The following is a 12,077-nucleotide window of genomic DNA, read 5'->3' on the forward strand; positions in this document are numbered from 1 at the left end:
TGATTTAAATATACTTTACGCACAGGTTATTCCCCCTTTAGTTCTGTATGCCGTTCTTCTCAGTTTGTGATGGCTCGATGCTCACTGACTTGTCCTTGGGGCACACAGGTCGAGGTAAACCGCATCATCGCGCTGGCTTTACCGTTGGCTAATTGCGGCGGCAGAATATAGTTCAGGTAACATTGCTGGCCGGTACCTTCACCCCAACTGACTTGCAAACGGCCACGCTCCTCGCTCACCCGCGCATAAATCTGACCACCCTGACCGACAGAACCCACTACCTGACCTTTGGTGTCTAACACTTGTGCGCCAAACGGCACCGGCTCGCCATCCGACTGGGTGGCATTGACCAATATTGGATAGCCTTTGGTGCTTTTATATTTCACCATCACCACCGCACCGGCATTCGGCGCCACTTTCTGACTGGTGGATTCCAGCTCCACGTCATAAGAGGTCCCCTTCGGATCGATGGTTATCTCATTCATCTGATAGGCACTCAGATACGGCACCACGGCATAACCCCGGGAGTCAATTTTCACGCCGGAGTAACCGGACACTTCGGCCCCTTCAGCGCCCTTCGCTTCCACCACCGCAAAGGTCTCACTGCTGTACGGCGTTAATGTCACGCCACCGGGGTGGGCAATCATGCTGCCTGAAATGCCGACCGAGCCACTCTGATAGTCGCGACCGCCACCGTAAGACGCCATACTGGTGGCTTTAGAACCGCGGTACTGACCATTGACACTGCCACTGGCCCCCGACCCGCCGTTGCTGTTCATGGCGGTTGCCCCATAACTGAACTGGCTTTGCTCGCCAGCACTGCCTGAAACCGATGCCTGTTCGCCCCAGTTGCCCTGACCATTGCGGTTCATTTCCAGTCGCATTTGCGGCACGTTCTGCTGGTCATTACGCCCCAACGGGAAACTCATACTGACCAGATAAGTATTTTGCATCTCGCCAAACCCGGAGCGGCTGCGATTCACGCTGACGCGGTAGGTCATGCTTTTATAGTTGTTGCTGTAACCCACCTGATACTGCTGGTCACTGCCACCTTTATTCCAGTAATCCTGCAAAGAACCACTGATATACATCTGGCCCCAGCCGTCCGGTAACCCCTGATTGGCGGTCACGGTTAAGCGGTTTTTTGCCCGGTAGATACTGTTGGCGTCATAGCCCTGACGTTCGGCATCAAGGGTTTGCATCGCCGTGGCGAAATCGAGATAGCCCTGAGTCGAAAAGCGGTGCGCCGCCACACTCAGGTTACTGTTGGTTTCAGCAATCACCTTGCTGTAACTGACCTGATAGCTCTGGCCACTTTCATTGCCGTTACGCAGGCGGGTATTGGCCTGGGTCACGTCGACCGCCACCGCCCCAATCGGGGTACTGAACGCAGTCCCGACCTGCACGGCATAGTAGTCTTCACTGGCCTGCGCCCCGGTATAACCGGTAATGCTGTTATTCAGACCACGCTGATAGGTTCCCTGATAAAGACCCGGGGTAAAGGAGAGCGAATCATTGCGCACTTTACCCACCGTCAGGCTGTAGCGCTGCGAACCGGGGCGCAGCAATTGCGCCACTGCCGCAAACGGCACCTGGAAATTCTGTGTGCTGCCGTCGGCTTCACGCACCGTGACATCCAGATTGCCGCCGTAACCGGTCGGATAGAGGTCATCAATGATAAATTCGCCCGGCGAAACCGTGGTTTCATACAATACCTGACCACTCTGGCGCACGGTCACCAGCGCATTGGTGCGGGCAATCCCGCGCACTTCCGGCGCATAGCCACGCAGGGACTCTGGCAACATGCGGTCATCGGTGCTGAATTGTGCTCCAGTGAAAGGCACGGTATCGAATAACTGCCCGGTGGTATTGGATTGTCCCAGCAACACCCGGCCCAGCGCAGCCGGGACATCCCGCTGCACATAACTGTTAATACTGGTGTATTTGCTGTCACCGTCTTCTTGCCAGTTATACGAGCCGTTATGACGGAAATACCATGAGCCGAGGTTTACCCCGGTGTTAATCCCGGCAAAAGCCGAGTTAAATGTCTGTCCGTTGGCGGAGGAGCTGTAGCCATTGAGTGAATAGCCCAACATCCCTGACGTCACGCCGCTGTCCCACAACGCGGGGTTGACGGTGCCACGGGCGGTACGGAGTAACAATGCCTGGGGAATAGCGATATCCAGCCGTTGTTCGCCGCTGTCAAAAGCCACCTGGGCATCGGGGAGCAGCGACGCCAGATCAACACAGCCGTCCTCTTTTTTCAGCGGGGCCAGTGATTCAGGCGGCAATGCTTCTGTCTTGAGATTAAGACTGGCAATGACCGACGAGGATAAGCAGGCATGGACACTTTTATCGTCGCGGGCCTTAAATTCCACATTCTCATTGCCAATCAGGGTATTGTTTAAATAAATGTCAGCCCGGTAAGTGCCGGGTAGCACGCTGCCCCCTTTCGAGAAGCGGCTTAAATCAATGCCGGAACCACCGTGTTCGGTATTTAAGTAAATACTGTCAAACTCCACCGCCTGAGGTTTATTAGGCTCAAGTGATACAGTACTCTCTGTTTTTCCAATGCTATCAACAGCAAAAACAGTTGGTGACAAAAAAACGGTAATAACCGCCGCCGCAACGGGTGTTAAACCAACATTGCGGGTACGCCGTTCTGCTGAAAAAGGCATTGCAGGGTGTTTCATTATTCAATTATTCCGTAGTGTACAGACGTATTCCGCCCCCACGAGATAACCAGCGGACGCTGTGTATAACTGCTGTATATAAATTAAATTAAGGTTTAATGGGCTGACTCAGTTTATTGAGTGCGCCATAATCATTAACAAATTCAAAATCAACGTTATTGCCGGTGGTATTTCCCGGTAACGAAAAGGTCAGCGAATTATTAGGGCTAATCATTTGGCCTTCAACCGGCGCTGTTTTACTGCCCGTTATCCCCACCGTGACCAAAGAAACATGAAACGGTGTCGGATTGGTGGCTTTAAGTCCGCCAGGGACTTTGGTCCAGACTAAAGATTGTGCAGCATCATTCGCATTACCCACTAACCCTGCGGGACGGAAAAACAATTTAATACGGGAGCGGTACGCCATCTGCAAATAATTCTGACTGCTACCCGAATCCACTTTCGCGGGAATTTCCAATACGTTCAACCAAAACACCGATTCTTTATCTGTGGGTAAAGAGGCTCCGGTATAACTGATGCGTAATGTCTGGCTTTTATTAGGCTCGACGCGATTGATTGGAGGTGTAAGCACAAAAGGCACTTTCAAGGTTTCCGGGCGGGCATTCACATCCCCATTGTCAATCCAGCTTTGTAATACCACCGGGCCGGTGCCGGTGTTATTAACCTTTACCGTCACTTCTTTTTGTTTTTCCGGATAAATTACCCGGGTGCCGGTAATAACCACACTGGCCTGAACAGAGCGTCCGACAAATAGAATCAAGAACAAGGCTGAAAATACAGTTAATAAAAGACGGTTAGTGCTGTTCATAACAACCTCGACACTTAATGAATGTGTGCATGCTTTAATTTTAGTGCTTATCGTCAAAAAGGGCAGATATCTGCCCTTTAAAATTTATATGTTACGCGTTAATACTTATTTGTACTGTATAGAGTAAACCACGTTGCTGATAACTGTACCGGCAGTGGTTGCGCCATCAGCATAATATTGAACCGCATACGGCAGTGAAGCAGAACCCGTAGAAGCATCAATATAAGTCGTGCTGGTCGTCTGGTTGCTGTTACCGGCTTTAATTGGCGTCATGGCGTTAGACGCGTCCAGCAGTTCCAGGCTAACCTGACCGGCAGTACCGCTTACATTTTTCAGGTGACCGGTAACCACATCGACACTTGGGCCTGCTTCAAAGAAAGCAGAAACTGTTTTCAGGGTGCCAGCACAATCGCTCAGCGCCATGTTAAAGCCTGTGCTACCAGCAACCTGGTTAGCAGAAGTCAACTGGTTGGTACCGACAGTTGGCAGTACTACTGTTGCGTCTGCACCCTGGCCGTCGACGGATACGTCACAAGTAGACGCTGTCAGTTCACCGTTAAAGGTGATGGTACCGGTAGAAGCGGCTTGAGCAGCGTTAACACCCGCGAATGCAGCAACGATTGAGGCAATAATAGCTAACTTTTTCATTTAAATTTCCAATTAATAATAGATGTATGAGTTAAATAACTCAGTACTGTTGTGTTAATTTGGTGGTGGTTATTCCACAAGAATCCATTAGATATTTATTTATCGCTGCTGGGCAATAAGACCAGTAATGAGTTTTTTCAACCATCCAATAAATGTCGAAGCTCAATATATATACTAGGTAGCGAAAACGATATTTTAAATATCTTTTAAGAGCGGGAGTAAAGCGGGTTTCTAATATTCACAATGTCCGTGCTGTATATTAAGCGACTTAGAAACCTGAAACATCCTTGTCGCTGTGCTCACTTGCTATGGATTAAAGTATACGCGATCGATTCATCTAGTAAACATCGATATTGCAGATCAATGGTCTGAAAGCAATATTGGTTTGCAGTATATTATACCGAATACTGTCTTTTCCGAAGATTTTTAGATCGTCTACATATAGAAAAGTAATCGTTAATGTGGATTAAGATCATTTTAGCAGATTATTATGTTTTTATTTTAAAGAATAAAATAATCCATTTCCATTTTGGGGGGTAAACAATCCCAAATACCCAGTATTTTAGCCTACAGATAAAAAATAAAATTCCTACAACGGAGTGAGAATTTTATTTTTTATTTGCCTGTGTTAGTACATTTATCCTACATTCATTTAACTTAATTCTCGATAAATACAAACTAACATCATGCTTTTTTTTATAAAAATACAAGGCCCATCTTTTGGTAATTTGCACATAGCCAGTAGTGATAAACTTACCGCTGGCTTCAACGCAATACCCCTGAAATGGAATAACGGCCAGGCAGCCAGCAAACGGCAAATTGGTCGGGAATCTATTTGGACAGCATTTATGCTAGCCCGTAGGATGAGTTGACTCAATTCAGTGATTCGGGTGACAAATCTGCCGGGAGCAGATTTGAACGCTGCTTGCAGCGGCCTCAACGAGGCGAGGCCCAAGGATGGGCCGAGTATACGAGTGCAGCTAACAACGCTGCGGCGTCAAGGACGAAGGATGTAGCGCGCCTCAAACACCTCTCGCGGTAACGGCTCCGAAAACAAAAAACCCTGCCCGCAGTAAATGCCGTGGTTTAGCAACCATTGACGTTGCTCATCGGTCTCGACACCTTCGGCCATCACTCGCAGCTTTAATACTTCTGAGATAGTGGCGATTATTCGCGCCATTACATCATCTTCTGGCAGGTGCTCCACAAAGCATTTATCGAGCTTAATCATGCTGATTGGTAGGCCTTTCAGATGATTGAGATATTGAAGACTTGAATATCCCATACCAAAATCATCCAAAGCGATCGACAAACCTAGCCCTTGTAATTCGCGCAGTAGCCCGAGAGCTTCATCCAGATTCTGAATACGGGCGGTTTCGGTTATTTCCAGTAATAATTGGCGCGGGTCGATTTGATACTGATCGATGATGGTTTTCAGATGCGGTAAAAACTGATCACTCTGCACCTGCAAACCCGAAATATTTACTGCCAAAGATAGGGTAATCCCTTGTGCTTTCCAGTCAGCCAGAATGCGGCATGCCTCTTCCAGTACCCAGTTACCTAGTGGCATCATCACGCCCCCCTCTTCCGCTCCGGGGACAAACTCTGAAGGGGAACGATAACTGCCATCCGGTTGGGGCCAGCGTAACAACGCTTCTGCACCGATAACCCGCTGATCTTGCATATTCCATTGGGGTTGTAAAAACAGCCTGAAGTCGTGATTTTCAATTGCCTGTAAAATGTCATGCTCCTGAGTCAGTCGCTTTTGCGTTTTCTCAGTCAAATGCGGCTCAAACACGATAATCTGGTTTCGCCCCTGATGGTGAGCGGCCATCATCGCAGTGCTGGCATTGCCCATCAGAGACTCGGCTGTTTCATCTTGGTATTGGTAATCAGTAATCCCAATACTGGCGCTGGGCCGCAGTTGCATATTGCCAAAGACTAAGGGTTGAGTAATTTGCAGCATAATCCGCCGCGCCAACTGCATCGCCGGGAACGGGCGGCTGATCCCTCTGGCAAGTACTGCAAACTCAGTTTTACTCAGTTGCGCCAGCAAGCTGTTTTCATCAATGCATTGTTCAAGTTGCTGTGCCATAGTCAGCAAGAGCTGCCGGTGCTGCTCTTCACTCATTACGCCGGACACTTCTTGCAATGTTTCAATGCCAATGACTAACAGGTGGAATTTCTCAGCATGCATGCCAGCTGCAATTTCCTGCTCAAGTAGAGCCATAAACAACGGGCGGTTGGGGAGTTCAGTCACCGGGAAACGGGTATTTATACGGGTCATATCCGTATAAGCTTCGGCTAATAGTTGCTGGTTACGGTTGTAATTGTGTACCAGTACGCCTAATTCATCATCCTGATGGTGGGCAGGTAAGGACAGTTGGTGGTTAAGCACACCTTGCTGACCAATCTTTTCCAGCTCTTTGGCCATCGCCCGCAATGGATGAATAATCAGGCGATTAATACACCAGGCGATAGAGACCGAAAGTACCAATGCCAGTAACAAATAGGTCGATAGCATGGCCGACAATGCACTGAGAATGAACTGATACATACGAAATGAGTCGGCTCGCAACACTAAATGTGCCAGTGGCTGCGGATTTGCGGATACCCGCTCCAGTGCATACAGCGGTATTGTTATCTGTACTGGCAGGGAAAAAATACGCTTAGCCCAGCGTGGAACAGGCCGTTCTGTGGGGAAGTTAGCATGTAATACCTGAATCTGATTCGGTAATATCACTTCAGCGCGGCTGAGAATACCAATCGGTAACAAGCTATTGAGGATTTTTTTGGCTTGTGGGACATCGACACTTAGTATGGCTTCTGACAACGGTTGGCGAACCGAATATGCAATGCTCTCCAACTGCTTGGCGTAGTCATCTTTGCGCTGCTGCACAAAGTGGAACAACTGAAGGACGATAAAAATACAGATGGTCACCAGTGCCACAACTGCCACTGCCGCCATTTGTTTAATCGTTAATGAACGCCTTACCTGCAAACTCGCTCTCCGCCAATGCCAACTGAATAATATAAGAGAGTGCCATGGTGATATGGCGACTCGTCGATGCTGTCTGAGTATACCCTTCTTGCTTGAAGTTGCAGCGATGTTAGCGGCTCTCCACTCACGAAGCACTAACCAGCATCAGCTTATGGCTCGCTCACAGCGAGTCAGTTACTTTGGGTGTATGATACTCGATCGCGTTCAGATTTTATCTGGTGAAACCAAACCGGAGGGGAAGAATACCGTGGGTTTCAGTCTTTTCCTATCAGGATCGCAACGTCAGAGTGCTATTTCTCACTCTAACGTTGTTTTTTCGTGCAAATCATCACGACCCAATGATTACTTAAAATCTGCGTATGGCACCAATGGCTGTGGTGGCATATCCAGAGAGCCTTGCCATCCAGCCAGAGAGTAACGCAAGTAGATAAGCGCATGGCTTGGGGTATAGTCCTTCGCCTGCTGGATATCAACCCCAGCTCCCAATGTCCAATGCGAACTCAACCGGCGCTCGATCAAGGCGCGCAAGGTATAACCCACCCCATTACTGCTATCACCATCATCGGGTTCATACCGGTCTGGAATAGTCTGGATACTGTGGTTGAGCAGATTTTGCAGTGGATAACGTGCCCGTGAGCTAGTTGCAGAATGTGAAACAGACACCGACCCACCCAACTCCCACGACCAGTTAGCCGTCCGCTGCCGATAATTTACCGGAATAGCCAGTGACAGATATTTTTGCGGGCTGTAATACCCGCCCTGGCCTAGCGTATAACCGCTGAGGTCTTTTTGATAATGCCACCACATCCCGTTCAAACCGACGGTAACACGGCGGTTATCTTCGTTGATTAGCTTGTAATAATAACCCGTCATAAAGCGCAGCCGCTGGTTATCCGCCAGATTCTGCCCGGTCAGATAGTGATAACTTAAATCGCTCCACACTCCGTGAGCCTCACCTCGGTCATAACTGGCTCCCAGGCTCACACCGTTGGCACGCACGCCCCCCCAGGTCACATTGGTATTCGGATCTTTGGCTCCAGCAAAGGCCAGCATCGAGCTGGATATTGGCCGACGTGACGCCGTGGCGGTCCAGCCAATATGATTCCAACTATTGCTGTATGCCAGCCCACCGACCACATCAACGACATCAAAACCCATCGGTGTAGTACCAAGATCAGTTTCCCAACTGTCATTTTGCCAGCCCACGGCAACACTGGTACCCGTTGCCTGTTGATGTAGATTAGTCTGACATGGCTTTTCTGTCTGGTAACAGGTACCGGCTTTATATCGGGCATTCTTGTCAAAGGTCCCGGCATCCATCTGCACCGTATCTGTTCGTAAGAAAGCCCGACCATCAGCCAGCGAGGTATCTACCTGCAACATGGTGTTGTGCGCCCGGAGATCAGAGATCCCTTCCGTGCCGCTTGACCGCAGGTAGTCGTGATCAATCGTGATACGGGTCTCCTGCTGGCGGTAAAGGTCAGCGGCATCAGAACGAATGCCCCGCTTAAGCCAGTCATCGGTGGCCTGATTGCGGGTCAGCAAGGTATAACTGTCGTTATCCGCCGCCAGTGTCGGTGTGATACCACTGGCTACCATGGCATGTTTGAAATCATCTTGTGCCGCAGCGGGTTGCCCCTGCGCTTGTGCTAATCGACCTGAATCACGGAATATCAATGCATTATCCTGTGAGGGTCCCCCTTTAGCTGCCGCCGGTTTCAAGTGCTGGAAGATCTCTGCCGCTTTTTGTGGCTCGCCCACGCCGTACCAGGCATTGGCTATCCGCCGCTGGGCGCTTGAGTTAGTCCCGTCACCGGAAAGTGGCTCATGTTGTAAATATTGGCGAGCGTCACTGAGACGGCCTTCGGCAATATAAGCCTCAATCTCACCCAGAATAGCATCGGGGTTTTGTGGCTCGCGCGCCCGAACTCGCTGATACCCCACCAGCGCTGTGTGATAGTCACCACGCTCCAACGCCCAATCAGCAAGCGTCAAGTCAATGGCAGTGTTGGCTGGCTGTTGACGTAATAGGGTTATCGCCCCCACTTCATCACCACTAGCCCGCAGTTGGCGAGCTAATGTCAGTAGCTGAGCAAATTTCAAGCGCTGGTCTAAAGCGCGGATATTATCGTTCCAGTGCAGGGTTAGCAGTGTTGCCAAATGCGCCAATGCCTGACTATCACGCCCGGTGCTGGAGAGATACAGCGCATAGGCATATACCTGCTCGGGATCTTTCGGCTTACGGCTCGCTAATTGGTGGAACTGTGCGTCAGCTTCCACCAAATGCCCCTCTTGCGCTAACGCTTGTGCCAGCCGGTAGGTTATCCAGACATCGTCCGGGGCCATCTTCAGCGCCTGGCGATATTTTTCCGCTACTTGATGCCATTGTTGCTGCGCCGCCAGATTTTCGGCTTGTTGTTTCAGCATATCGACTTGCAGGCTGTCTAATGTGTCATGCATTTTGGCTTGTTGACTGCGTGGTAAACTGCTCAGATAACTCAGTGCTTTTTGCGGCGATTCGCGCTGGTAGATATGGGTTAGCCCTCGTACCGCACTGCCGTTTGATGGGTCCAGACGGAGTGCCTGCTGATAATACTGCTCGGCCGTTTTATCATCATGACGGGCCACGGCAACATCAGCCAAACCAATCAATGCATAGCTGTCGCTGCCATCAATATGGCGCGCTTGCTGGTATTTCTGTTGTGCCACCCCGGTATTACCGGCTTTCAGCGCTTTATCCCCCTCGTCATTTAGCAGCCAGTAGCGATTGGTTTTTATCAGGCTGATCCACTTGTCGCTTTTCAGACCATCTTTATCTGATTTTTGCGCCAGTTCAAACAAGCGCAGAGCTTGGGCACGGTCACCACTACGGGCATATGCCAGACCCAGCGCGCCGAGTATCTCGGGGTCATTAGGTGCGGCAGCCAGTGCCTGTTTTAGTGCGGGGATAGCCGCCGCCCCGCCACCGCTGTCTACTTTTGCCAATCCACTTAAACGCGCTTGATAAGTCGGTGAAGCCAGCATGGCCTGCTGGCTGGCCAATGCTTGACGGGCGATATTAGCCTGAGGACCAGACGAGAAGATGTCGAGGAAATGGGTCAGCGCCGCCACGCTTTGTGGACTGACAGTCATGGTTTTGACAGTCTCCATCCACAAGTCTGCGGCATCTGAAGCTCCCACTGGGTCCGCGGCCACTTTCTCCAATGTGGCATAGCCTTGCGTGGCATTTTGCTGATTGAAATACAGGCGCGCCAAGGCCATTCGCAGCGCGACATTACCGGGGTATTGTTGGTCAAGCGCGGCTAATTTCTGGGTGGCGAGAGCTTCCTGCCCCGGTACACGTGCGACCAACCGCCAGTATTCCACAGCAAGATCCAGTGTTGGTGGTTTGCCTTGCAACAGTTGATCATATTGAACTTTGGCCTCAGTCACCCGCCCGGCGGTCGCTAACAGACGCGCTTGTTGTAATTGTTGGCGTACCTCCGGCTTAGTCAGCGCCAACAGCAGTTTAGCCCGCTGATAAGCCTCTGAGTCGGGTGCCAATTGTTGCAGCTTATCCAACTGTTTTTGTGCTTCAGCCAAATTACCCTGTCTCAGAGCTTGGCGCATTCCTGCCGCCACCACTTCCGGGTTATTCGAGTCCATCATATTCAAGCGATACAGTGATTGCTTAACCAACTCGTCTCTATTGGTTGCTTCCCCTAGCCGTACCTGCTCCAGTAAAAACTGGGTCGGTGAGATAGGCTCAGCGCCCTGCGCCGGAGTGGTAAAGGCTTGGGACAACAGCGCTAAGCTTAAGAGCCAGTATATTTTAATGTTGCGCATTGACTGTTCCATGAGGGCTGAAGCTCACCCTGACGATTGAAACTATAACGATGCTGCGCCCATCCCTGACCAAACAGTGTTAGCACCGCACTGTAATAGGCATCTGCGGGCGGTGGCGAATCTTGCACACGTTGTTGTTGCACGCTCAAGGTTTGCTGATTATAGGGTTCAGGGCTACTGGCTAAAAATGGCAGTAATGCCGCCGAGAACCCTTCCGATCCCTTACCACTGGTTTTACCGTTGCTGGTATCCGTATTTTCTGGTGGTACCCCACGTTGTTGGGTTACCCCCGCCATCGGCTGGAAGCGCTGGATTAATACAGCCTTTTCTGGGCTGTTATTGGACAACATACCAACCCACAAATAGCTGCGTATCGCATCGTAGCTACCGACATCGGGCCGTGTCTCATCAGGTTGCCAGCCTTTGCCCTCTTGCCAAACCACCCAATCAGGGGAGAAACCATAGGGTGCCGTTTCAAGCAATAAGCGCTGATTGACTTTAACCATCGCTTTCCACGGCCCCGCCAAAGAGGCAAAGCGGGCCAACAGTTGTGGCGGCAGATAACTCGGGTTGAGCCGCCAACGGTCATCATCATTAAAACCAATTTTCCCCGGCAATAGCATTTCGCCAAGGCCCGGAATATTCACCACTTCCTCTTGAGCAATACGTTGCAGCAACAAAGTACCCATCGTCTGGTAACGGCGGCTATCCCATAACCGCCCCGCTTCCAGCAAGCTGTATGCAATCCATAAATCCGCGTCAGAGGCCGAATTGGGGTCCAGAACATCCCAATTATTATCCTTGCGTTGTCCCCATAGCCATACCGGCAGACGTGCGGTTAAATCCCCGGCGGCCAGGTTGTTTTCCGTCCAGGACAATAATTGGTCAAAGGTTTCCCGATCATTGGCAACCAGAGCAAAAAACAACCCATAACTCTGTCCTTCCGACGTGGTGACTTTCCTCGGGCTGCTGGGATCAATAATGCGCCCGCCATCGCTGACATAGTCATGTTTGAACTGCTGCCATGCTGGCCAATCACATGTTGCTGCGCTACCAAAACTGACGAGCAGCAGGGCACAGATCTGTCGCTTAAACATCACGA

Annotated in this window: 6 protein-coding genes; all 6 read right to left on the reverse strand. The window is 50.5% G+C overall.

All coding sequences use genetic code 11. The annotated features are described in order from the left end of the window. Nucleotides 1-59 precede the first annotated feature (59 nt). The 6 genes from V2A84_RS18485 to bcsZ all read right to left on the reverse strand — a co-directional run bounded on the left by V2A84_RS18485 (nt 60) and on the right by bcsZ (nt 12,072). Entirely contained in the window at nt 60-2,693 is a 2,634-nt protein-coding gene (locus V2A84_RS18485) for a fimbria/pilus outer membrane usher protein (protein ID WP_442849009.1), read from the reverse strand. A gap of 88 nt (nt 2,694-2,781) precedes the next feature. Continuing rightward, nucleotides 2,782-3,501 carry a fimbrial biogenesis chaperone gene (locus V2A84_RS18490; RefSeq protein ID WP_442849010.1) on the reverse strand — a complete coding sequence of 240 codons (720 nt, stop codon included), beginning with the start codon at nt 3,499-3,501 and terminating at the stop codon, nt 2,782-2,784. Between the two features lie 105 nt (nt 3,502-3,606). Continuing rightward, nucleotides 3,607-4,149 (reverse strand): fimbrial protein, encoded by a 543-nt coding sequence (locus V2A84_RS18495; protein ID WP_083161376.1) that lies wholly within the window; start codon nt 4,147-4,149, stop codon nt 3,607-3,609. Between the two features lie 997 nt (nt 4,150-5,146). After that, on the reverse strand, nt 5,147-7,150 hold the full coding sequence (gene hmsP, locus V2A84_RS18500) for a biofilm formation regulator HmsP (protein ID WP_227746572.1): 2,004 nt from the start codon (nt 7,148-7,150) through the stop codon (nt 5,147-5,149). Nucleotides 7,151-7,492: 342 nt separating this feature from the next. Further along, a complete protein-coding gene (bcsC, locus tag V2A84_RS18505) occupies nt 7,493-10,975 on the reverse strand; it encodes a cellulose synthase complex outer membrane protein BcsC (RefSeq protein ID WP_083161378.1) in 3,483 nt (1,160 codons plus the stop codon). After that, nucleotides 10,945-12,072 carry a cellulose synthase complex periplasmic endoglucanase BcsZ gene (bcsZ, locus tag V2A84_RS18510; RefSeq protein ID WP_083161380.1) on the reverse strand — a complete coding sequence of 376 codons (1,128 nt, stop codon included), beginning with the start codon at nt 12,070-12,072 and terminating at the stop codon, nt 10,945-10,947. The genes bcsC and bcsZ overlap by 31 nt, the downstream gene beginning before the upstream one ends. Nucleotides 12,073-12,077: the final 5 nt, after the last annotated feature.

Origin of the sequence: Yersinia sp. 2553 StPb PI (genome assembly GCF_052217105.1) — a bacterium.
Lineage (GTDB): Bacteria > Pseudomonadota > Gammaproteobacteria > Enterobacterales > Enterobacteriaceae > Yersinia > Yersinia enterocolitica_E.